We start from the raw sequence: 23,026 nt of genomic DNA, 5'->3' as shown, positions 1-23,026 counted from the left end.
AGGGACAGCCAAAAATACATGTTAAACAATGAAAAAAAATAACTACTCTTACATAGGCATCGCATTTATTATTTTACTATTCGGAATTATTTTTATTCCTAAAATAGTTAACAGGATTAAAGCAAATGATGTGGTTGATAATTCAGGACGGAGTAAAACCATCGCCAATCCAACAGATGCCGAAAAAAAAGCCCAAGCATTATCGTTTATTGAAATTAATGGGCAGCGTAAAAAAGTGCCAAATTTTAGTTTTACAAATCAAGATGGAAAAACCATAACCCAAGACGATTACTTAGGTAAAGTGTATGTGGTGGATTTCTTTTTTACCACATGTCCAACCATTTGTCCAAGAATGAGTGAAAATCAGGTTGACATTCAAGAGGTTTATAAAGACAATGCTAATTTTGGGATTGCTTCTTTTTCTATCATGCCAGCTACAGACACCCCGAAGTTTTAAAAACGTATGCCGAAAACTATGGTATTACGCATCCCAATTGGAATTTATTAACGGGTGAGCAGCAAAACATTCACGAATTAGCAAATACAGGATTCAATATCTATGTGGGTGATGTAGAAGAGGGTGCATTAGGTTTTGCACATTCAGGTGATTTTGCATTAATAGATAAAAAGGGGTACATACGTTCTAGAACAGATGCCTTTGGAAATCCTAAAATTTTCTATAAAGGCATCATTAGTGAACAAGAGAAAATGGATGAAGATGGCAATGAACAGGAGATTTCCATGTTAAAAGACGATATTAAAATACTATTAAACGAATAATATTTAGAAACAACACGTGAAGTGATTTTGATGGTGTTGAAATCCACTTAGGGCGTGATGGTAACGACTAAAGCGAAATTTTAAATTGTATTGAGAATTATGAGTACCCCGTGAAAACATACAAAACGAAAAAAAATATAATAAGTGGATTGTAGCCCTTTCAATAGTCATTCCTCTAGCTGTAGCCGCATTGTTTGGTGTTAAATTAAAAGACTATGGGGTTGATGTAGAGCCATTGACCTTCTTACCATCCATTTATGCAAGTATAAACGGATTAACCGCACTGGTGTTAGTTTTAGCGGTTTCTGCGATTAGAAAAGGAAATAGAAAAGTGCACGAGCGCTTAATGAAATTTGCCATAACGCTTTCGGTTGTTTTTCTGTTAATGTACATTGCGTACCACATGACCAGTGATTCTACTCCCTTTGGTGGAGAAGGTATTATTAGGTATGTGTACTATTTTATCCTCATCACACATATTATATTGTCTATTGCTGTTATTCCATTTGTTCTTATCACTTATGTGAGAGCCATAACAAGTAATTTTGAAAGACATAAAAAAATAGCAAGAATAACCTTTCCATTGTGGCTATACGTCGCGGTTACAGGTGTTGTCGTGTATTTAATGATATCGCCATATTACGTATAAGTAAGTGTTCAGTGATTATCAATACCACGAAGTTTTTTAATATTATGAAAAATAAAATAATCTTAGTGCTTTGCTCACTCTTCTTTGTGCTTGATACCAACGCCCAATGCGCGATGTGTAGAGCAGTATTAGAGAGTGAAGAGGGGAATGGTGTGGCAAAGAGTATCAACGACGGTATTATCTACCTTATGGCTATTCCTTATATCCTCGTGTTTGGTATCGCATTTATTATCTACTGGAAGTATTTCAGAACGCATCCAAAAGCATAACCTTTCTTTTTTTTAACATTTTATTAATAAAATTGATGTAACAAATGGTATCCTTTGTAGTCTAATGGATATGATGTGGGTAACTCGTCAATCAAAAAAAAACCAATCATTATGTTGAAAATCAAAAAGCTTCACAAGTCTTATCCTATAGGTGATTCTAGTTTACATGTATTAAAAGGTATTGATCTGTCGGTCGACGCCGGAGAGATGGTTGCGATCATGGGGTCTTCGGGCTCGGAAAATCGACCTTACTTAATATTATAGGGATGTTAGATGAAGCAGATGAAGGAGAATACATTTTAGATAATGTGCCTATCAAAAATCTTACAGAGAAAAAAGCAGCTATTTACCGCAATAAATTTTTAGGATTCATTTTTCAGTCCTTTAATTTAATCAATTATAAAAATGCCCTAGATAACGTGGCTTTGCCGTTGTACTACCAAGGTTTAAAACGCAAAGAACGTATTGAAAAAGGATTATTCCACTTAGAGAAAGTAGGATTAAAAGCATGGGCAGACCACTTACCAAGCGAATTGTGCTGGTGGACAAAAACAGCGAGTAGCTATTGCGAGAGCATTAGCGGCCAATCCCAAATTACTTTTGGCCGATGAGCCCACGGGCGCCTTGGATACTAAAACCTCTTATGAGATTATGGAGTTTATCCAGCAATTAAACGATGAGGGAAAAACCATTTTAATAGTCACTCATGAAGAAGATATTGCGAATATGTGCAAGCGTATTGTGCGATTAGTAGATGGGGTTATTATGGAAGATGCTTTTGTTAATCAGGTAAGAGCTTCAGAACATGTTTGATAGAGACCTTTGGCGCGAAATATTTCAAAGTATTAATATGAATAAAACCGGAACACTATTGTCCGGTTTTACGGTGAGTTTTGCCATATTATTATTTGCCTTGCTTTTTGGCATTACCAATGGGTTATTAAACACCTTTGATGAAGCTTTTGTTGACGATGCAAAAAACTCCATTTTTATTAATTCGGCAAAACCTCTAAGGCGAGCGAAGGCTTACAAGCAGGGCGACAAATCCAATTTGAAAATGCAGATCAGCAATGGATTGAAGAAGAGTTTGGCGATAAAGTACAATACATCACTTCAAGAATTTACTTAAATGTAACGGCTACTTTTAGAAATGAACAAAACAACTATACGGTTCGTGCCGTCAATCCGGACCACCAGTATTTAGAAAACACGAAGGTTAATTACGGCCGTTTTATTAATGAGTCTGATATTAAAAACAAAACGAAGGTAGTGGTCATTGGTCGCTTGGTAGAAAACGATTTGTTTTTAAAAACAACAGCCATTGGTAAATACATTAATTTAAATGGCATTCAATACAAAGTCGTGGGTGTTTTTAGTGATGACGGAGGCGATAATGAAGAGCGTTTTATCTACATGCCAGTGTCTACTGCGCAACAACTTTACGGGAACAATGAGCATATAGACCAAATTAATTTAACCTATAATCCCGATATGAACTTCGATGCTGCTATAGGTTTTAGTAATGCCCTTACAAAAAAACTGAAAGACCGATTTCAAGTGTCTCAAAATGATCAGCGTGCTATACGGGTTAGAAACTTAGCCAATGAATCTAAAGCCGTAGATCAAATGACCTTTATTCTTGGCATTTTAGTCTTGGTGATTGGTTTCGGAACGTTAATAGCTGGGATTGTAGGGATAAGTAATATCATGATTTTTATTGTTAAAGAGCGTACGAAAGAGATTGGTATTCGTAAAGCCTTGGGAGCAGAACCCAAAGCGATTGTATTGTTAATCCTATTAGAATCTATATTAATTACCATAATCGCTGGATTTGTAGGCCTATTTTTAGGTATGGGCATATTAGAACTGGTCGGTCCAAGTTTAGAAAAGTACTTTATAAAAGACCCCTATGTAAGCTTAAATCTGGTGATTGGAGCAACCATCACGCTAATAATAGCTGGTGGTCTTGCGGGATATTTACCAGCAAAAAAAGCGTCAAGAATTAAACCAATTGTAGCACTTAGAGACGATTAATTATGGGACTATTTATATTTGAAAGAGATACGTGGCAAGAAGTGTTTGATAGTTTAGGTAAGAATAAACTACGAACGGCACTAACCATGGTGGGTGTTTGGTGGGGTATTTTATTACTAATAGGGCTACTAGGTTCTGCGCGCGGTATAGAAAACTCATTTAATAGATTGTTTGGTAGCTTTGCAACCAATAGCGTCTTTGTTTGGGCACAAAGTACCAGTAAGCCTTTTAAAGGCTTTCAAGAAGGCAGACAGGTGCAATTAAAAATCAGTGATGCTCATAAAATTGAAGATAATGTGGACGGCATTGAATTTGTAGTGCCTAGAAATAGAAATCAAGCAGTAGTCGTTCATAATTTCCTGTCCGGCAACTTTGGAGTTAGTGGCGATTATCCATTACTCGATCAGGTTCAGAAAAAGAAAATGATACGTGGGCGCTTTATCAATCAAACCGATATTGACGAGAATAGGAAAGTTATTGTTATTTCTGAAGAAATCTATAAGCAACTTTTTGAAAAAGATGCCGAAATGATAGGAGAATACATTCAGCTCAATGGTATGAATTTTAAAGTGGTGGGGATGTTTGAAACGGGAAATGCAAATATGGGACCGTCAGATGACATGCACATTCCATTCACTACGTTCCAACAGATTTATAATATGGGAGAAAATATTGGGTGGATGATGATTACTGGAAAGCCTGAAGCTGATATCACACAAATTGAAAGTGACGCTAAATTGATTTTAAGAAACCTTAATAATGTGCATCCTAAAGACAATCGGGCCTTTGGTAGTTTTAATTTAGGTAAAGAGTTTGCTAAACTAACAGGTTTTCTTACTGGGATGCAGTTTTTAACTTGGTTTGTAGGGATTGCCACACTTATTGCAGGGGTCTTTGCTATTGGTAATATCTTATTGATTACAGTAAAAGAGCGAACAAAAGAAATAGGCGTACGACGCGCATTGGGGGCAACACCTTTTGAAATAAAGCGGCAAGTGATTTTAGAAGCCGTTTTCATTACCATGATAGCTGGCTTATTAGGGATCATAAGCGGAGGGGGCTTACTTATGCTTGTAGACACCTTGTTTGGTCAAGGTGATGAAGCGGTATTGGTTAATGCCTCGGTGCCCATTAGTGTTGTATTTATTGCCTTGGTCATACTCGTGTTTTTAGGAACATTAATAGGGTTAATACCGGCATTTAAAGCCACTAGCGTGAAGCCAATAGACGCCTTAAGAGAAGAATAATAAATCAATCAAATAATAAAGAAAGCATTGTTGCTTTTAAATCAACGAGAAAATTAAACTAAAAATGAAAAAAGCATTAAAAATCATTGTAGGATTAGGATTGCTAGTAGCACTGGCATTTGTCTTAAGATACTTTAAAAATTCCAATGAAGCGTCAGTAGAAGATTTTAAAACAGCAGAGCCGTTTTATACGTCCATTAACACAAAAACAGTGGCTACAGGAAAATTAAACCCTGAAGAAGAGGTTGAATTAAAGCCACAAATTTCCGGAATCATAGATAAAATTATGGTGGAAGAAGGCGATATGGTAAAAAAAGGAGATGTCATTGCTAAAATTAGAGTCGTACCTAACGAGCAAAATCTAGTGGGTGCTAGCGGGCAAATCGCTTCAGCTAAAATTGCATACAATAATGCAAAGATGATCTATGACCGAAATAAAGCACTCTTTGATAAAGGTGTGATTTCAAGACAGGATTTTGATAATAATGAGTTAACATTAAATCAGGCAAATGAAACCTTAAGACAAGCGCAAAACAACTATCAGATTATTAGAAAAGGTTCGTTGTCCGGAGGAGGTTCTGCAAATACAAATATTATAGCGCTCATTGCTGGTACGATCTTAGAAATTCCTGTACGTGAAGGCGACCAGGTGATTGAGAGTAATAACTTTAATGAGGGAACGACCATTGCGACCATTGCAGACATGAGTAAAATGATCTTTGAAGGCAAAGTAGATGAAGCGGAAGTAGGAAAACTTGAGGAAGGTAAAGAAATAAAAGTTATTTTAGGGGCGATTAATGAAAAGGAGTTTCCCGCAAAACTTACGTTCGTAGCGCCTAAAGGTCAAGAAGAAAATGGCGCAGTACAGTTTACAATAAAAGCCGATGTAGAAGTAGAGCAATCGACTAAAATTAGAGCAGGATATAGTGCTAATGCCGAAATTGAAATGGAAAGTAAAGACAGTGTTTTAGTCATTAAAGAGTCCTTACTACAATTCAACCGTATTACAGAAAAGCCATTTGTTGAGCTTCAAATAGGTGATGGTAAATACGAAAAGAAAAATGTAGAATTAGGGCTGTCTGATGGCATTAACGTAGAAATAACAGAAGGTGTTAAAAAAGGTGATAAAATTAAGGTTTGGAACAAAGCCTCTAAAGAAGATAACGATGACGAAGAATAATATGATTAAGAACAATATTATAGTACTAGCGCTTATAGCACTAGTAAGTTTTTCTGCAAAGGCACAGGAGAAAGTTTGGACCTTACAAGAAGCAGTAAATTATGCCTTAGAGAATAACATCACTGTATTGCAAGGTCAAAATGTGTTACTAAGTAATGAACAAGATATTATTGCTTCCAAAGGGTCGTTTTTGCCTTCTGTGAGCGGTAGCACTGGAGGGAGAATAAGTATTGGTTCCGGATTTGATCCAGTTACTAATCAAAGGATCACTAATCAAATAACAAATTCATTTAGTTACGGATTTAATGCGAATCAGACGGTGTTTAATGGATTTAGGTTAACAAACTTATATAAGCAGTCTCAACTTAATTTAGAAACGAACAAATTGGAGTTACAACGTATTAGAGATGATATCTCTCTAAATGTGGTGAATGCTTACTTGAACATTCTTTTTAATAAAGAAAACTTAGAAACGGCAAAGGCACAATACGAGTTTTCACAAAAACAGCTCGATCAAGTGCAAGAGTTAGTGGATGCTGGTGTGCAAGCACAAGCCAATATCTATGACGCCCAAGCAACTTTGAGCCGAGACATGCAGGGTGTAACAGTTGCAGAGAATAGTTATGAACTGTCTTTATTAACACTATCACAATTACTTCAAGTTGATTTTAATGGTTTCAAAGTAGCAGTCATTGAAATTGATTCGCCTTCAGCGGCATTGTTATATAATAATGTGACACCAATAATGAACTATGCGTTAGAAAACAGAAGTGAGATTAAAGTGGCAGAAAAAAATATTGAAAGTTCATTGTTGAGTACTGAAATCGCAAAAAGCGGATATTATCCTAGTGTGACAGCCGGTTATGGATTCAATTCCGTTTGGAGTGAATCTAAAGATGATTTCATAAAGCAAGCTTTTTTTAGAGAGCTAGATGTAAATAAGGGGCATAATTTTAGTCTCAGTGTCAATATTCCTATTTTTTCTCAATATCAAAACAAAACAGCGGTTGCTAAATCAAGAATTCAAGAGGAAAACGCCTTGCTTGGGTTGGAGCAAACCAAGTTGGCTTTAGAAGCGAATATACAACGGGCGTTTACAGATGCTAAAGCAGCGTTTAGATCATTTGAAGCAGCAAAATCATCTCTTGAGTCACAAGAATTAGCTTTTTCAAATGCTGAAGAACGTTATAATATAGGTGTTATGAATGCTTTCGATTTAGAACAATCAAGATTGCAATTGATAAATGCGCAATCTGCATTAATTAATGCAAAATACGATTTTGTGTTTAAAACAAAAGTTTTAGACTTCTACCTTGGCAAACCTATAGCGCAGTAATTTGGCCTATATATTAAGCATAGAAACGGCAACGACCAATTGCTCCGTCTCTCTATCGAAAGATGGAGAGACGGTGCTTTTAAAAGAGGATTACAGTGCCAATTATTCGCATGCTGAACGGCTACATGTCTTTATAGATACTGTTTTAAACGAAGCAAATGTTAAGCGTTCTCAGCTAGATGCCATTGCGGTTAGCAAAGGTCCTGGGTCGTATACTGGACTACGTATTGGTGTTTCTGCAGCCAAGGGCTTGTGCTATGCGTTAGATATCCCACTCATTGCTGTTTCTACTTTAGAAGCCTTAGCACATCAAGTTAAGGTGACTAGTGGTCATATTGTTCCCATGTTGGATGCGAGACGTATGGAGGTCTACGCTGCGGTATTTTCGAAAGACTATAAACTAGAACGTGCTATCCAAGCGCAAGTACTCGATGAACATGCTTTTCAGGACTATTTGAAATCTGAAACACTCTATTTTATTGGGAATGGTGTTACAAAAACAAAAGAGCTTATAGCTCATAAAAATGCCGTATTTATCGATGATAAATTACCTTCAGCGAATGAAATGAGCAGCATTGCTTATGCCAAATACCAAAAAAGCGACACCGAAGATGTCGCTTATTTTGAGCCTTATTATTTAAAAGATTTTGTGGCCTTAAAACCTAAACCAAAAGTTTAGCCTTGTTTTTGTATTTCAACATGGTGTGGATAAGGAATGTCAATTCCAGCAGTATCTAAAGCTTCTTTCGTTTGTTCGATCATATAAAAATTAATCGTCCAGTAATCGTCTTTCTTAACCCGGACTCGAGTAAAGAAATTGATGGCACTATCTCCCAATTCTGAGACGTTTATTGCTGGAGCAGGATCCTTTAAAATCATGTCATTAGAATTAATCACACCCATAATCACTTCCTTCGTGGCTTTAATATCAGAACCATACCCTACACCAAAAGTAACATCTACACGACGGGTATCTTCTGTAGAATAGTTGGTAATGTTACCATTAGATAGACTACCATTAGGGATAATGACTTCTTTATTATCCGGGGTTAATAATTTTGTTGTAAAAATTTCTATTTCCTTTACAGTTCCGGTCTCCCCTTGTGCTTGAATAAAATCTCCAACCTTAAAAGGCTTAAAAATCATGATTAACACGCCACCAGCAAAATTGGCTAGAGACCCTTGTAAAGCTAAACCTACAGCTAAACCTGCAGCGGCGATAACAGCAGCCGGAGAAGTCGTTTCGACACCTACAGTGCCTAGTACGATAACGATTAAAACAATTTTAAGTCCCCAACTAATTAAATTGAGTAAGAATCTTTTAAGGCTTATGTCGTAATTGGCCTTATCCATGGTTTTAGCAATCCCTTTTCTTAAGTATTTAAGTATAAATGCACCAACAACCCGAGATAACGATGGCTAGTAAAACCTTTGGAGCATATTCCACCGTAATTTCGTAACCTTTATCAATCCATTTTTGTAAATCCATAGTCTATTTAGTTAAGTATTATAGTTATTAAAGTTGCCATTGCCGGAACGGCTTGTATGTAAAATAATTTCATTTTTTTCGTAGAATAAGCGCCATAAATCCCAGCGATGACGATACAGGCTAAAAAGAAAACAGCAATACTTGAATCTTTAGTGATTAAAGAAAAAATTAAACCGGAAGCCGGAAAGCCATTGTATAAACCTTGGTTTGCCGCAAGTACTTTAGTCTCGTCTGCAAACGCCTTATTTTTTATCCCAAAAGCCTTTATGGTACGAGGTTTAGTCCATAAAAACATTTCTAAAATTAAAAAATAATAGTGTTCAATAGCTACAAAAATAACAAGAATTATGGTGATTAGTTTCATCTTAACGTTTTATTAAGTTAATAGCCTCGATTGTGCTAGTTGTAGGTAGTTTACACGCGTTATTCTCGCAAACATAAAGGAATGTTTCTCCTTCTGAAAATCTATTTTTAAGAAGCGGTAATTCATTTTCAGTTGTACTTCCAGCAACAATTTTATTAGGGATGTAGTGGGTATTAAGGACTGATGCTTTATCAATAGCCTGTTCACCAACAATGGCAACTTCATAAAAGGGTTTTGTGTAATTGAGCATTAAATCTAACCAATTTGAGAAAGCAGAACCATACTTACTCATTTCAGGTTTGACGTTATGGAGCATGGCCGTCGCTGTTTTGTAATAATATTGGTTGTCAAAATAGAGCGCTAGCTTAAATAAATTTTTAGCCATAATAGAATTACTGGCGGGAATGACATTGTCTCGATACTCAAACGTTTTCACCACAAGTGCCTGTTCTTTTTTTGAGGTAAATTGAAACAATTGACTGGATTCATTATAAAACGCATCAAAGGCGTAATCGGTTAAAGCTTTGGCCGATTTAAGCCATTGTTGGTCTAAAGTCACTTCATATAAGCTTATAAATGCTTCTGTTGTTGTTGCATAATCTTCTAAAAAACCAGGAATAGAAGCAGTGCCATTTTTATAGTTATGAAATAAGCTACCGTCTTCTTTTAATTGATTGTTTATTATAAAATGTGCATTTTTTAGTGCGGTCTTTAAATAAGTGTCATTTCCTAAAACACGGTATGCATCTATGTAACCCTTAAGCATTAAGGCGTTCCAAGACGTTAAAATTTTATCGTCCAATCGGGGGCGCGCTCTTTTCTCCCGTTCGTTAAGTAATACCGTTTTCCAACGGTGCTTTTTCTCTTGAAGTGATGCCATGGAAATAGAATGCTCTAAAATGAAATGATCATCGCTCTCTTTTCTAATTAAAACATAGTTTTTGTGCTCCCAATAGCCGTAGCCGTTAATATTATAGTAGTCGGAAAACAGTTCAAAATCCTCAGCTAAATGCGTTTGCAAAGCGTCTTTAGTCCGGACATAAAAGGCGCCTTCTTCAAGTGCTTCAGTTTCTGTCAGGCTATCGGCATCTAGGGATGAGTAAAAACCACCGGAATGATCCGTTAATTCAAGTGCTATAAATTCTAACGTTTCGACAACAACTTGTTTGTACAAGTCGTTGTTGGTTAAGGCGTAAGCATCTGAATATAGGCTTACCAGTTGTCCATTATCATAAAGCATTTTTTCAAAATGGGGCACGTGCCATTTGTCATCTACAGAATAGCGTGAAAATCCGCCACCTATCTGATCATAAACACCACCGTAAGCCATTTTTGTGAGCGTTGTTTTAACAAATTCTAAAACGGGTAGGTTGTCATATTGATACCCATAGCGCATTAAAAACTGATAATTATTGGGCATCATGAACTTTGGTGCGTTGCCAATACCGCCTTTATTGGTATCAAAGTGTCTCGGACCAGTCTTTAACGATACTATTAACAAAAGCCGAATCAAAATCAGGGGCTTCCGTGTTGATGTTAATCACATCCATCGCCTTCAGGCCTTGCTCTAGTTTGGTAGCATATTCTTCCAATTTTTCAGGGTGATTAGCATATAAGGTTGCGATTTGTTCTAGAGCATTTACCCATTGTTCTTTCTTAAAATAGGTGCCGCCCCAAACGGGTCTTCCATCTCGGTAAGGCAATGACGTTCATGGGCCAGCCACCACTACCGGTCATAAGTTGTACCGCATTCATGTACACTTGATCCACATCTCGGTCGCTCTTCTCTGTCCACCTTTACATTTATAAAATGTGTATTCATCACTTTAGCCACGTCTTCATCTTCAAAGCTTTCATGTTCCATGACGTGACACCAATGGCAAGCGGCGTATCCAACACTAATGAGAAGTAGTTGTTTGCTGTGTTTGGCATCGTCCAGTGTCTTTTCATTCCATGCATTCCAGTTTACAGGGTTATGAGCATGTTGTAATAAGTACGGGCTGGTTTCATGAATTAGATTATTGGTGTGTTTTGGCATATCTGGTTTTGTTTGTGCACAACTGTAAAGTGACGAAAAGAGAAATAAAAGATAAGAAATTTTCATAATATTCAAAGTTAATCAATTGCTAAGCATTCCATGATTTTTTAATTATGAGAATAAAAAAACTCAGCCTATGGGCTGAGTTTAATCATTTAAAAAGAATACTACTTTTTAGTTGTTATCGTCATCTGTCGCTTCTTTAACAGCGTCTTTAATAGACTCTCCTGCTTCTTCAGTTTCATTTACAGCATCGTCAATTGCTTTGCCTGTAGCTTCAAATCCACCTTCAACAGCGTCTCCAGTTTCTTCAGCAGCGTTTTCAATCGCATCACCTGCATTGTCCATGGCGTTTTCAGCGTCTTTTTTGTCTTCTTCTCTACATGATGTAAATGATGCACTTAATGCTAATAATAAAGCAGCGCTTAATACTAATTTTTTCATTGGTTTTGGGTTTAATGTTGTTATTAATGTACAAATTTAACATTTTGCACGATATTTGCTTAACTTATTTAAATTATTTGAATAATAAGCTCGACTTTATTTACGTAAATACTCGAGAATTTGGATTACGGCACCTCGGTTATTGTGAATATATTCATAATTATTTTGACCATAAGCCTTTCTTTTTATCTCATTATCTACAAAACTATCCAAGGCTATGTTCAATTCTTCTTGAGTCGAAATACTAATCATGCCTGATTGGTCAATCATGGCTTGAGCTTCAGGGAACTTTTGATGATTTTCACCTATGATCACTGGAATGCCAAAGGCGGCGGCTTCTAAAGTGTTGTGTAAACCTGTTGTGCCCATAGCGCCACCCACATAAGCAATATCTGCGTAACTATAAGTTCTACTCAATAAACCAATAGTATCCATAATAAATACCTGATAATGCTCTAGTATCTTTCCCTCCTTTTTAGAAAATAAGACACAGGGTTTTTTGATGCTTTTTTTTAATGCCTGAATTTGATTCTGATTAATATTATGAGGGGCTATTATAAACTGTAAATCGTTTGAAGCCTTTTTATTGATATAGTCTACAATTAATTTTTCGTCTTCTCGCCAAGAGCTACCTACGACAATACACAGCTTGTTTTGTTTAAAGGTTTCAATAAAATCAATCGTGTTATTTTGCAGAAGTTGACTACTAACCCTATCGAAACGGGTATCCCCTGAAATGGAAACGGTAGTATATCCAATAGTGTGCAATAACACTTTTGATTGTTCATCCTGAGTAAAAATGTGCTCAAAGGCAAATAGAGCTTGGCGCGTATTCTTTCCATACCATTTAAAAAAGGCTTGACTTTTTCTAAATACGGCTGAAATTAGAATGGCTCGGGTGGCTCTTTGTTTTAATTCATTTAAAAGATTAGGCCAAATGTCATATTTAACAAAAACGGTTAATTCGGGGTGCACAGCGTCTAAAAAGCGTTTGGCATTTTTTTTGGTATCTAAGGGCAAATAAACCACAACATCTGCAATGGGACTATTTTTACGTATGTCATAACCAGGAGGGTGAAAAAAAGGTAAGGACTATTTTATGATTAGGAAAATCTTTACGAAGTTCTTGAAAAACAGGTAAGCCCTGCTCATATTCGCCTAGAGATGCGCAATGGAACCAAAATGTTTTATCTGTTTTAGCAATGTGCTGTTTTAAAATAGTAAAGGTCTGACGTCTGCCTTCTACGCCAGCGTTTATTTTTTTACTAAATAATGCAATAATTTTTAGTATAAAACTGGCAAAATAAATACCTAATGAGTAGAGTGAATTCAACTTTAAAAAATGCTTTGTGCTAAAATACATAATTCATTGTTTAACATAGGTGAATTTTGTAATTTCGTATCTATGAAAAAAATCCAAATGGTTGATCTCAAAGGTCAATACGCAGATATAAAATCGGTTGTAAACGACTCTATACAAGAGGTTATAGAAAATACAACGTTTATAAATGGGCCTAAAGTTCATGAGTTTCAAAAAAATTTAGAAACCTATTTAGGAATAAAGCATGTGATTCCCTGTGCTAATGGCACCGATGCGCTACAAATAGCTATGATGGGTTTGGGTTTAAAGCCAGGTGATGAGGTGATTACTGCCGATTTCACTTTCGCAGCAACAGTAGAAGTGATTGCTTTATTAAACTTGACGCCCGTTTTAGTAGATGTAGACCCGGACACTTTTAATATAGATATAGAGGCTGTAAAAAAAGCAATTACACCCAAAACAAAGGCAATAGTACCGGTACATTTATTTGGACAATGCGCGAATATGGAAGCGTTAATGGCTTTAGCAAAAGCGCATGACATCTATATTATTGAGGATAATGCACAAGGTATTGGTGCAAAATATACCAATAGTAAAGGTGAAAAAGCCATGTCCGGAACCATTGGTCATGTGGCCTCAACCTCTTTTTTTCCTTCTAAAAACTTAGGCTGTTATGGCGATGGAGGAGCTATTTTTACTAATGATGATGATTTGGCTCATAAGCTTAGAGGTATTGTAAATCATGGCATGTACGAACGCTACCATCACGATGTGGTTGGTGTCAATTCTCGCTTAGATTCTATTCAAGCCGCTGTTTTGGATGCGAAGTTGCCGCATTTGGACCATTACAACAATGCGCGAAGAAGCGCTGCTAGAAAATATAACAAGGCCTTTACCAATCATCCAAAAATTACGACGCCCAAAACAGTGAATGGCTGCGAGGGTATTTGTGATACTTGTGATTGTCATGTGTTTCATCAATACACGTTGAAGATTGAACATTCAAATCGTGATGCGCTAGCAAAACATCTCAATGAAAAAGAGATTCCCTGTGGTGTATATTATCCAATTCCATTGCACAAACAAAAAGCATATATAGATTCACGTTATCAGGAAGCTCATTTTAAAGTGACTAACCAATTGGTTCAAGAAGTCATTTCATTACCCATGCACACAGAATTAGACGACGAGCAAATAGAATTTATCACCAAAACAGTTATTGATTTTGTGGATAAGAAATAGAGCCGCATTACTGCTTTCACATAGTGAAAGCCAGGTCCTTTAAGAAGTCTTATTTTTTTCAATTATAGCTACAATAAGCCTATTTGTTGAATTTTAAAGTGCTTATGTTGTCTACAATAAGTGACAAGTTATCCTTCTTAAAAGAGAGAAGGCGAAGCTATAAAAACTATAAAGATGAAAAAAATAACACTATTACTTGGTTTATTATTGTCGGGTATGTTCCATGCTCAAAGTACTTATTTACATTGTGGCAACCTTGTAGATACAAAAACAGGAAAAGTGGTTACTAATAAAACCATTATTGTTTCGGAAATAAAATCACGGCTATAGAAAATGGGTTCTTACAACCAACATCAGATAAGGATAGGGTAATCGATTTAAAGTCGAAAACAGTGATGCCTGGTCTTATTGACATGCATGTGCATTTAGAAGGGGAGAGCAATCCTAAACGCTATCTCGGAGCGCTACACATTAAATGCGTCTGATATAGCCTTTAACGCTACGGTTTTTGCAAAGGAAACCTTGTATGCTGGATTTACAACGGTTAGAGATCTAGGAGGAAGTGGTGTAAATATCGCCTTACGAAACGCCATACAGGCAGGAAAAGTGGAAGGGCCACGTGTATTTACAGCTGGAAAATCATTAGCAACTACAGGCGGTCATGCAGATCCTACCAATGGTAATAATCAAGAATTTAGTGGAGATCCAGGACCAAAAGAAGGGGTGGTCAATAGTGTTGACGATGCTAAGAAAGCAGTAAGACAGCGCTACAAAAATGGTGCCGATTGGATAAAAATCACCGCCACTGGTGGTGTATTGAGTGTTGCGAAGAGTGGTAGTAATCCGCAATTTTCGATAGAAGAAATTAAAGCCATATGTGAAACGGCCAAAGATTATGGTATGCAGGTCGCTGCACACGCGCATGGCGATGAAGGCATGCAACGCGCTATTCTAGGAGGAGTGAAAACGATTGAGCATGGCACCTATATGAGTGAGGCAACCATGGAACTCATGAAAAAACATGAAGTGTTTTTAGTGCCAACGATTACTGCTGGAAAAGAAGTCGAAGAGAAAGCAAAAATTAAGGGCTTCTACCCGGATATTATTGTGCCTAAAGCATTGGCTGTTGGCCCAAAAATTCAAGGGACCTTTAGTAAAGCGTATAAAATGGGAGTCGCAATCGCTTTCGGTACAGACGCAGGTGTATTTAAACATGGTAATAACGGCAAAGAATTTGGTTATATGGTAGCGGCAGGAATGCCCGCTATGGAAACATTACAAAGTGCCACAACGACCAATGCAAAGTTGTTGGGAATGGAAGATGAAATTGGGCAAATAAAAGTAGGTTTTATAGCAGATATTGTGGCAACAAATGACAATCCTTTAGACAATATCAAAACAATGGAAACGGTTGTTTTTGTCATGAAAGAGGGAAAAGTGTACAAAAAGTGATTGTTAATATGTTAATTTTTAGCAAATTATTTTGTCGAATTCTCAAAAAAAAGCGTATAAAAATTCCATATGTGTTTTTAGGTGTTTGATTAACAAGGTTTTAACGTCTATTTCTTGCGAGAGACGTATCAAAGTCGTTTCTTTATAGCTAATGCAACAGATATTATGAAACTGATACAGGTAAAAAGAGAAACAATATTAGAGAAAAGATTCACTCCTAAAATGGGTGAGTTAAAAACAAAAGTCACGTCCATTAAAAAGCAATTTTTAGGGATATCAATTCGAACCATCCATAAATACAGAGAAACGTATTATGGTAAAATTAAGGATTGTCGCGACTGTGAGTTGACACGATAAAGTATAAAAAAAGCCTCGTATGTAACGAGGCTTTTTTTATGCGTTTATTATTTCTTCTTTCTTGGGTTTCTCCGGTTTTTTCTTTTTAAAATTCCCAACGATTAAACAGCCCATGCCTACCATAACAGAAACATCTGCTAAGTTAAATATACCCGTTCTAAAGACACCTCCTAAGTCGATATGAAGGAAATCGGTCACTTGGCCATAAGCAATACGATCATAAATATTAGCGATACCACCACCAATAATGCAAGCAAAACCCACTAACGAAAAACGGTCGAGGTTTTTATCTCTAAAAATATGAATGAGCACTAAGGTTAGCACTATAACGGGTAGGACATTCAAGAGAATGATTTTTAAAATAGGATTAAAATCACTGCCTAAACCTAAAAAGGCACCTGTATTCTCAACGTTGTGTAATGTTAGATAATCACCAAATATTTCAGTATTAGAGCCTTTGGCCACATGTAGTCTTACCCAATATTTAGACACTTGGTCTAGAATAATATTGAAAACAATAAGTAGACTTATAAGTAGTGTTCTGTTGTTGTTTTTCATATTACGCTTCTTTTTCAAATGTAGCAGACGCGGTTACCGCCTCTCTGTTTATTTTTTTAACTAAACCTTGTAGTACTTTTCCGGGGCCAACTTCTGTAAACAAAGTAGCACCATCTGCTATCATGTGTTGTACAGATTGGGTCCAACGTACTGGAGCGGTTAATTGAGACATTAAATTGGCTTTAATTTCACTATCATTTATAATGGCACTAGCCGTTACGTTTTGGTAAATAGGGCAATTGGGTCTTCTAAAGGTCGTGTTTTCTATAGCTGCCGCTAATTCCTCACGCGCAGGTTCCATCAGTGGTGAATGAAATGCGCCACCAACGGGTAATACTAAAGCGCGACGGGCTCCTGCATCCTTTAACGCTTCGCAGGCGCTATTGATGGCTTCAATCTCTCCGGAAATCACTAATTGCCCAGGGCAATTGTAATTAGCTGCAACAACGACACCTGGTGTATTCTTACAAATGTTTTCAACAATATTATCCTCCAAGCCTAAAACCGCAGCCATGGTACTTGGTTGTATCTCGCAAGCTTTCTGCATGGCTAAAGCCCGTTGAGAGACCAGTCTTAAACCGTCTTCAAAAGTTAAAGTGCCATTCGCCACTAATGCCGAAAATTCACCAAGTGAGTGTCCCGCAACCATGTCTCGGTTTAAATCCATCGCCTAGTATTTTTGCTAGTATTACTGAATGTAAAAAAATAGCCGGTTGTGTCACCTTGGTTTCTTTTAAGGCTTCAGCAGTACCTTCAAACATAATGTCTGTGATGTGGAAACCTAGAATATCGTTGGCCTCTTCAAATAGGCGTTGTGCTTCAGGGGAGTTTTCGTAAAGGTCTAAGCCCATTCCTGAGAATTGAGCGCCTTGACCAGGAAATATATATGCGTGCATTTTTGATTAATTATTAGCTGCTAAAATAGGAATAATATCTTAAAAGGTCTTAGTTTTAACTATTCAGTATGTATTCAAAATTATAGGCCAACTACAGCCGCTTCTGCACAACGCTCACCATCCATCGCGGCACTAACAATACCACCGGCATAGCCACCACCCTCACCACAAGGAAATAAATTTGAAATTTGTGGGTGCTCTAAGGTGTCATTTCGGGAATATTTACAGGAGAACTGGTGCGCGATTCGACCCCAACAATATTGGCTTCTTCGGTATAATAGCCTTTCATTTTCTGACCGAAAGCCTCAAACCCTTTGCGTAACCTACCACCAATTAATTTAGGCAATAGGGAATGTAGTGGTGCGCTTTTTAAACCGGGTTGATATGAGGTGTCATTTAATGAAGATGATAAACGGCCTTCGACAAAATCAGTAAGGCGTTGTGCAGGTGCTACCTGACTTCTGCCACCAGCAGTAAACGCCGGACGCTCTAAATCTTTTTGAAATTCTAAACCTTTTAACTCGCCAAACTGTTCGTATTTACGTAAATCTTTATCCGCATTAATTTCTACAACAATGCCTGAATTGGCGAACTTATTATTTCTACGCGAGGGCGACATCCCGTTGACAACCACTTCGCCTTCCGCAGTCGCTGCTGGGACTATAAAGCCGCCAGGACACATGCAAAAAGAATAGACTCCGCGTTCGTTTACCTGTTGTACTAAACTATAAGACGCAGCAGGCAATAACTCGTGCCGGTCACCGGAACAATGGTATTGAATGGCATCTATTATATGTTGTGGATGTTCGACACGAACGCCCATAGCAAAAGACTTAGATTTGATGGCAATTGCTTTTTCATTTAATAAATAGAAAATATCCCTTGCAGAGTGACCAGTAGCCGGAATAACGCGTTCTACTGGCATCTCATTGCCATTTTGAAGTATGAGCGATACAATTTTATGGTTTTTAATAGTGAAGTCGGTAACCCGCGTTTCGAAATGAACTTCACCTCCATAATTTAAAATAGTCTCCCGTATGTTTTGAACGACTTTTGGGAGTTTATTGGTGCCAATATGTGGGTGCGCATCGACCAGAATTTCATCAGTCGCCCCATGAAAGACGAGGTTTTCAAAAATACGACGCACATCGCCACGCTTTAAACTTCGGGTGTATAATTTACCATCGCTGTAGGTTCCCGCGCCACCTTCACCAAAGCAGTAATTGGAATCTTCGTTAACCACATGATCTTGGTTTATGGCTTTTAAATCGCGACGTCGCTCTTTTACGTTTTTACCACGCTCTAATATAATGGGTTTATAACCTAATTCTATACAACGCAATGCCGCCCACATGCCAGCGGGTCCAAAACCAATAATATGAATTGGTTTTGCCTGTGACACGTCTTTATAGTCGAAGTGATACGCCGAGGCTTTAGGTAAGACTTCACGAATGTAAACCGAGACTTTGTAATTTAGAATGATTTTTGGCTTACGGGCATCTATAGATTTCCGCAATATTTTTATTCCAGTAATGTCTTCTTTAGGAATGTCTAAATACTGTGCCGCTTTGATGAGCAATATGTCACTGCGTTCTTCATCTTTTAAAGTTAAGCGCAGTTGAATGTCTTTTACCATAGTACAAAATTAGACAAAAATTGAATGAAGAACTAAAGAAAAGCATGAGAAGAGCGGTCTAGTCTGTTTGTCACGAGCCGTCTATTTATGCATGCAATTTCAAAAAATCTTTTACGAATGCGTCGTGTGTTTCAAGAGCATTATTCAATAGAGCTCTTTTTTTTCAATAAAAAGGAGACCCCAAATTTACTTTCTTTCATAAGTTAGGAATGAAAACGCATGATTGTGTTCGGCATCATTAGCATGTATTTTACTTGCGACTTCTTTCCATTGGGTCCTATCGATTTCCGGAAAAAAAGTATCGGCATCGAAGGTAGCATGTACACGGGTCAATTCAATCTTAGAAGCTAAAGGAAGGGCTTGTTTGTAGATTTCCCCACCGCCAATAATAAAAGGCTGGATGTCGTTTTTTGAAGCATCTAAGGCGTCTTCCATAGAATGGACAACAATGACACCTGCAGGAGCTTGATAGTTGTTTTGTCGTGAAATAACCACATGCGTTCTGTTAGGTAATGGTTTCGGGAAACTTTCAAAGGTTTTCCGTCCCATGATAATATGATGTCCGAGACGTGAGCGATTTAAAACGTATTAAGTCATCTTTTAAATGCCAAATGAGTTGGTTATCTTTACCTATCTCGTTGTTTTCACCTGCTGCAACAATAATGGTTAGGTTATTATTGTTTTTTAAAGCCAGGGTCTCATTGTACACTTGGGTCTCAGCTTCCGAGAGGGGCCTCCTGTTTTAAATTGGCTTTTATTTTTTCGATGCGCAGTTGTTGTTTGACGACTAATTTGTCTAATTGTGCTTTTTCCCAGGCCGCACCCATAAATTTATTGGTGATGAAGACATTAAAGACGTGGTATAAAAAGAAAAACAACCACAAGGAGATGGCAATAACAAACCAGTCTAAACCAAATATTTTCAAATCTTTACCAATACCTAAAAGGGTATTCGCGACGATTAAAAAGACAGCACCAATTAAAAAGATGACGAAATGTATGTACAAGCGTTTTTTTTGCTTGACACGGCGTTGTGCATTTTGAATTAATTCGAATTGCTCTTGATCTATTTGTGGTTTTGTTTGCTTCTTCCCGAACATATGGTATGATTTAAAATACAAAGTTAAACGTTTTCAATGAAATTTTAATTTCTATTTAAAACGAATGCTATGTATGTAGTTTTTTAGTGTGTTTTGTTTGAAATTATTAAAATGTAAATCCTGAAATTTTTCTTTATGATTGGCACTAATATAATGCTTACAGTCGAAGCTCATACCTATCTAGAACAGGTTGGTGACGTTCATGGGTTTGATCTGAATTTATGAAATTTTGAAATATAATCATGTAAACGACTAAAAAGTATGGCTAAACTGAACGGTCACTATTTAAAAAAGACCCGTATTACTGGAATAGATACTTCTTAGGGAAGGGTGTAAATAAGAAAGCGTCAGTTGCTTTTACTTGAAGAACTAGCGTTTTGATAGAGTACTAGTCTTGGTAACTCTCCTTCTATTTTATTCATGATAATTCTAAATGATAGCAGTTTCTTAGTAACTCTATTTACTAGCATTTTATTTCTCTAATTTTTAATATAGCGATATCTTCTAGCGAAAGTAGGTTGTGTACTAACTTTGTTATTATCCATGTTCAAAGTAATAGGTAAAAAATAGGTCATTTTAACTTTTAAGTTATTAAGTATTGCAGGTGTAAACCTTGGTAATAACGCAATTACTCTTTTGGCCTCCATTTCAAGTTTACGGTGCGGCGCTCGTGTTCTGATATTGCTTATAAGGCCTTTTTCGTCGATGGTGAAAAACACTCCAATTTTTTGATTTCCTTGTAGCTTAAGTCTTTTCATTGCTCTGAAATCAAAGTTTTTTTTAATAAAGGTGTTGATTTTAGTGCTATTACACTCATTAATCTCCGTATCAATATCTTTCTTGGTACAACCTTTTATTTTAGCTATAGTATCAAATAACTTAGTGCTATTTTGTGCATTATTCCTATTATATCGAGAGATATCGGGAATGTTAGTTTCCACATATGACGTATCACCAACACTTTCATTAAAATGTATTTTTATTGTCTGTGAATAGTTGTTCAGGTCCTTCAAAGTATTGGTTTGAAAAACTTCAGCAACATCCATTTTTTTAAATACCCTGTGGAGCATTATTTCAAAATTCAAATGCGGTGCTTTGAATCGGACATCGCTTATTTTTTTACCTTTTGATAGTCTAAAATACACTTGACAAATAACAGCTTGATTATTGGTGTTGTAATTTAATTTTTTTGCTGTTTCTAATAAGGTGGTTTCTCCGGATTTAATACGTATAGTTTCTTTTTGTACTTTTCGGTAAATGGATTTAAACCTAGAGTGTTGATCAATATAATATTCTGCGATAGTGAAAAATAAAAATCTAAATTTTCGTTAACGTTAACGGCTTTGGCGGGAATAAACTTATTTATTTTTTGTAATATGTTTTTAATTTTTTGATTGAACAGATCAACTTCTGTATTAACATTTATAGAATTTACGTTTCCGAATTTATCTATTATCAAATTAAAATTGAATTCAATAGAATCTTGAGGTTTAAAATAGGTTTTTACAAATGACGAATCCATATGCTCAGCAATATAGTCTTGAATTCCAAAATTCAAATGTTCTAAAGACTCTTCAGGATTAGAAAATTTTAATTTTTCATTAAATTTAGGAACTGGTATTCTGCTGTTGAATTTAATTTGAGCAAATGCAGCATTGGAGAGGATAAGTAAAAAGAATAGGATCTTATTCATAGTATTATACAGCAACAGCTCCTTTTATATGTGGATGCGGGTTGTAATCTTCTAAAGTAAAATCTTCAAATTTAAAATCTAAAATATCCTTAATCTCAGGATTGATTTTCATGGTTGGTAATGGGCGTATCTCACGAGACAGTTGTAGTTCTAATTGTTCAATATGATTGCTGTAAATATGAGCATCACCAAAGGTGTGAATAAATTCGCCTGCCTCGTAACCACACACCTGCGCCATCATCATGGTAAATAGGGCATAAGACGCAATATTAAACGGGACACCTAAAAAAATATCGGCACTACGTTGATACAGCTGGCACGATAACTTTCCGTTGGCCACATAAAACTGAAAGAAAGCATGACAGGGTGGTAAAGCCGCTTTACCATTAGCCACATTTTCACTGAATGATTTTGAAGTGTCCGGCAACACCGACGGGTTCCATGCAGAAACCAACATACGGCGGCTATTGGGATTGTTTTTTAGCGTTTCTATCACTTCTTTAATTTGATCCAGTTCATCACTATTCCAATTGCGCCATTGGTGCCCGTAAACCGGGCCTAAGTCACCATTGTCGTCTGCCCAGGCATCCCAAATTTTCACACCATTCTCTTTGAGATAGTTGATGTTTGTGTCCCCTTTTAAGAACCATAATAATTCGTAAATGATAGATTTTAAATGGAGTTTTTTGGTAGTTACCATGGGGAAACCGTCACTTAAATCAAACCGCATTTGGTGTCCAAACACACTTAAGGTGCCTGTTCCTGTGCGATCGCCTTTCTCGTTTCCGTTATCTAATACGTGTTTTACTAAATCGTGGTATTGCTTCATGTTCCTATTCTTGTGAAAGTGCTCCCAAAGCTTCGGGATAATTCAATTAAACTTAATTTTATTGGGAGATAAAAATAAAAAAAGCATCAAAACGTAAGGCTTGATGGGCTGT

23 protein-coding genes and 7 pseudogenes are annotated in these 23,026 nt (G+C 36.7%); 12 read left to right on the top strand and 18 right to left on the bottom strand.

Annotation, left to right across the window (positions count from 1 at the left end; genetic code table 11):
• Window positions 1-28: 28 nt before the first annotated feature.
• From N7U66_RS22545 to tsaB, 9 genes and pseudogenes are all read left to right on the top strand, one after another.
• Window positions 29-780, top strand: a pseudogene (locus tag N7U66_RS22545) (SCO family protein).
• A 118-nt stretch (window positions 781-898) separates the two neighbouring features.
• On the top strand, window positions 899-1,429 hold the full coding sequence (locus N7U66_RS09900; RefSeq protein ID WP_267678507.1) for a DUF420 domain-containing protein: 531 nt from the start codon (window positions 899-901) through the stop codon (window positions 1,427-1,429).
• Between the two features lie 44 nt (window positions 1,430-1,473).
• Window positions 1,474-1,698: a hypothetical protein gene (locus N7U66_RS09895; RefSeq protein WP_267678506.1), complete on the top strand. Its 225-nt coding sequence runs from the start codon at window positions 1,474-1,476 to the stop codon at window positions 1,696-1,698.
• Window positions 1,699-1,809: 111 nt separating this feature from the next.
• A pseudogene (locus N7U66_RS22540) lies at window positions 1,810-2,511 on the top strand (ABC transporter ATP-binding protein).
• Window positions 2,504-3,732 (top strand): annotated as a pseudogene (locus tag N7U66_RS09885) (ABC transporter permease). Before N7U66_RS22540 ends, N7U66_RS09885 begins: the two co-directional pseudogenes overlap by 8 nt.
• A gap of 2 nt (window positions 3,733-3,734) precedes the next feature.
• Window positions 3,735-4,979, top strand: coding sequence for an ABC transporter permease (locus tag N7U66_RS09880; protein WP_267678343.1), 1,245 nt, complete (start codon window positions 3,735-3,737; stop codon window positions 4,977-4,979).
• 64 nt (window positions 4,980-5,043) lie between these two features.
• The gene (locus tag N7U66_RS09875; RefSeq protein ID WP_267678342.1) at window positions 5,044-6,159 is read left to right on the top strand and encodes an efflux RND transporter periplasmic adaptor subunit; all 1,116 of its coding nucleotides are present in this window, start codon (window positions 5,044-5,046) and stop codon (window positions 6,157-6,159) included.
• Window positions 6,146-7,495, top strand: a complete 1,350-nt coding sequence (locus N7U66_RS09870; protein WP_267678341.1) for a TolC family protein — start codon at window positions 6,146-6,148, stop codon at window positions 7,493-7,495. Before N7U66_RS09875 ends, N7U66_RS09870 begins: the two co-directional genes overlap by 14 nt.
• Window position 7,496: 1 nt before the next feature.
• Window positions 7,497-8,174: a tRNA (adenosine(37)-N6)-threonylcarbamoyltransferase complex dimerization subunit type 1 TsaB gene (gene tsaB, locus N7U66_RS09865; protein ID WP_267678340.1), complete on the top strand. Its 678-nt coding sequence runs from the start codon at window positions 7,497-7,499 to the stop codon at window positions 8,172-8,174.
• Here tsaB and N7U66_RS09860 read toward each other — a convergent pair.
• The 9 genes and pseudogenes from N7U66_RS09860 to N7U66_RS21675 form a co-directional block, all read right to left on the bottom strand.
• Window positions 8,171-8,984 (bottom strand): annotated as a pseudogene (locus tag N7U66_RS09860) (mechanosensitive ion channel family protein). The gene tsaB and the pseudogene N7U66_RS09860 sit on opposite strands and share 4 nt — an antisense overlap.
• Before the next feature lie 7 nt (window positions 8,985-8,991).
• Window positions 8,992-9,348, bottom strand: coding sequence for a DUF1304 domain-containing protein (locus tag N7U66_RS09855; RefSeq protein WP_267678339.1), 357 nt, complete (start codon window positions 9,346-9,348; stop codon window positions 8,992-8,994).
• Between the two features lies 1 nt (window position 9,349).
• Complete coding sequence (locus tag N7U66_RS09850; protein ID WP_313791499.1) at window positions 9,350-10,861, bottom strand: thioredoxin domain-containing protein; 1,512 nt, start codon at window positions 10,859-10,861, stop codon at window positions 9,350-9,352.
• Window positions 10,809-11,051, bottom strand: a complete 243-nt coding sequence (locus N7U66_RS21690; protein WP_313791498.1) for a hypothetical protein — start codon at window positions 11,049-11,051, stop codon at window positions 10,809-10,811. Before N7U66_RS21690 ends, N7U66_RS09850 begins: the two co-directional genes overlap by 53 nt.
• On the bottom strand, window positions 11,005-11,103 hold the full coding sequence (locus N7U66_RS21685; RefSeq protein WP_313791497.1) for a hypothetical protein: 99 nt from the start codon (window positions 11,101-11,103) through the stop codon (window positions 11,005-11,007). The genes N7U66_RS21690 and N7U66_RS21685 overlap by 47 nt, the downstream gene beginning before the upstream one ends.
• Window positions 11,075-11,386, bottom strand: coding sequence for a DUF255 domain-containing protein (locus N7U66_RS21680; RefSeq protein ID WP_313791496.1), 312 nt, complete (start codon window positions 11,384-11,386; stop codon window positions 11,075-11,077). The genes N7U66_RS21685 and N7U66_RS21680 overlap by 29 nt, the downstream gene beginning before the upstream one ends.
• Window positions 11,387-11,560: 174 nt before the next feature.
• A complete protein-coding gene (locus tag N7U66_RS09845; RefSeq protein WP_267678338.1) occupies window positions 11,561-11,830 on the bottom strand; it encodes a hypothetical protein in 270 nt (89 codons plus the stop codon).
• Between the two features lie 96 nt (window positions 11,831-11,926).
• The gene (locus N7U66_RS09840) at window positions 11,927-12,850 is read right to left on the bottom strand and encodes a 3-deoxy-D-manno-octulosonic acid transferase (protein ID WP_313791495.1); all 924 of its coding nucleotides are present in this window, start codon (window positions 12,848-12,850) and stop codon (window positions 11,927-11,929) included.
• A gap of 40 nt (window positions 12,851-12,890) precedes the next feature.
• On the bottom strand, window positions 12,891-13,163 hold the full coding sequence (locus tag N7U66_RS21675; RefSeq protein ID WP_313791494.1) for a glycosyltransferase N-terminal domain-containing protein: 273 nt from the start codon (window positions 13,161-13,163) through the stop codon (window positions 12,891-12,893).
• A 72-nt stretch (window positions 13,164-13,235) separates the two neighbouring features.
• On the opposite strand from N7U66_RS21675, the gene N7U66_RS09835 reads away from it, so the two are divergent.
• The 3 genes and pseudogenes from N7U66_RS09835 to N7U66_RS09825 all read left to right on the top strand — a co-directional run bounded on the left by N7U66_RS09835 (window position 13,236) and on the right by N7U66_RS09825 (window position 16,202).
• Window positions 13,236-14,393, top strand: coding sequence for a DegT/DnrJ/EryC1/StrS family aminotransferase (locus tag N7U66_RS09835; RefSeq protein ID WP_267678337.1), 1,158 nt, complete (start codon window positions 13,236-13,238; stop codon window positions 14,391-14,393).
• A gap of 174 nt (window positions 14,394-14,567) precedes the next feature.
• Window positions 14,568-15,845: pseudogene (locus N7U66_RS09830) on the top strand (amidohydrolase family protein).
• Between the two features lie 165 nt (window positions 15,846-16,010).
• Complete coding sequence (locus N7U66_RS09825; protein WP_267678336.1) at window positions 16,011-16,202, top strand: hypothetical protein; 192 nt, start codon at window positions 16,011-16,013, stop codon at window positions 16,200-16,202.
• 36 nt (window positions 16,203-16,238) lie between these two features.
• On the opposite strand, the gene lspA is transcribed toward N7U66_RS09825, so the two are convergent.
• From lspA to N7U66_RS09785, 9 genes and pseudogenes are all read right to left on the bottom strand, one after another.
• Window positions 16,239-16,760, bottom strand: coding sequence for a signal peptidase II (gene lspA, locus N7U66_RS09820; RefSeq protein ID WP_267678335.1), 522 nt, complete (start codon window positions 16,758-16,760; stop codon window positions 16,239-16,241).
• Window position 16,761: 1 nt separating this feature from the next.
• Window positions 16,762-17,656 (bottom strand): annotated as a pseudogene (gene fabD, locus N7U66_RS09815) (ACP S-malonyltransferase).
• An 80-nt stretch (window positions 17,657-17,736) separates the two neighbouring features.
• Window positions 17,737-19,292, bottom strand: a pseudogene (locus N7U66_RS09810) (NAD(P)/FAD-dependent oxidoreductase).
• A gap of 186 nt (window positions 19,293-19,478) precedes the next feature.
• Window positions 19,479-19,841, bottom strand: a complete 363-nt coding sequence (locus N7U66_RS09805; RefSeq protein ID WP_313791493.1) for a dihydrofolate reductase — start codon at window positions 19,839-19,841, stop codon at window positions 19,479-19,481.
• Window positions 19,822-20,001: a dihydrofolate reductase gene (locus tag N7U66_RS21670; protein WP_313791492.1), complete on the bottom strand. Its 180-nt coding sequence runs from the start codon at window positions 19,999-20,001 to the stop codon at window positions 19,822-19,824. The genes N7U66_RS09805 and N7U66_RS21670 overlap by 20 nt, the downstream gene beginning before the upstream one ends.
• A gap of 7 nt (window positions 20,002-20,008) precedes the next feature.
• Entirely contained in the window at window positions 20,009-20,413 is a 405-nt protein-coding gene (locus N7U66_RS09800) for a 2TM domain-containing protein (RefSeq protein ID WP_267678334.1), read from the bottom strand.
• A 458-nt stretch (window positions 20,414-20,871) separates the two neighbouring features.
• The gene (locus N7U66_RS09795) at window positions 20,872-21,438 is read right to left on the bottom strand and encodes an energy transducer TonB (protein ID WP_267678333.1); all 567 of its coding nucleotides are present in this window, start codon (window positions 21,436-21,438) and stop codon (window positions 20,872-20,874) included.
• A 152-nt stretch (window positions 21,439-21,590) separates the two neighbouring features.
• Window positions 21,591-22,085 carry a hypothetical protein gene (locus N7U66_RS09790; RefSeq protein WP_267678331.1) on the bottom strand — a complete coding sequence of 165 codons (495 nt, stop codon included), beginning with the start codon at window positions 22,083-22,085 and terminating at the stop codon, window positions 21,591-21,593.
• Window positions 22,086-22,089: 4 nt separating this feature from the next.
• Window positions 22,090-22,914, bottom strand: coding sequence for a thymidylate synthase (locus N7U66_RS09785; protein ID WP_267678330.1), 825 nt, complete (start codon window positions 22,912-22,914; stop codon window positions 22,090-22,092).
• Window positions 22,915-23,026: the final 112 nt, after the last annotated feature.

The organism is Lacinutrix neustonica, from assembly GCF_026625145.1.
Lineage (GTDB): Bacteria > Bacteroidota > Bacteroidia > Flavobacteriales > Flavobacteriaceae > Lacinutrix > Lacinutrix neustonica.
The sequence above is the reverse complement of the archived record's forward strand: the minus strand, read 5'-3'. Positions and strand labels throughout refer to the sequence as shown.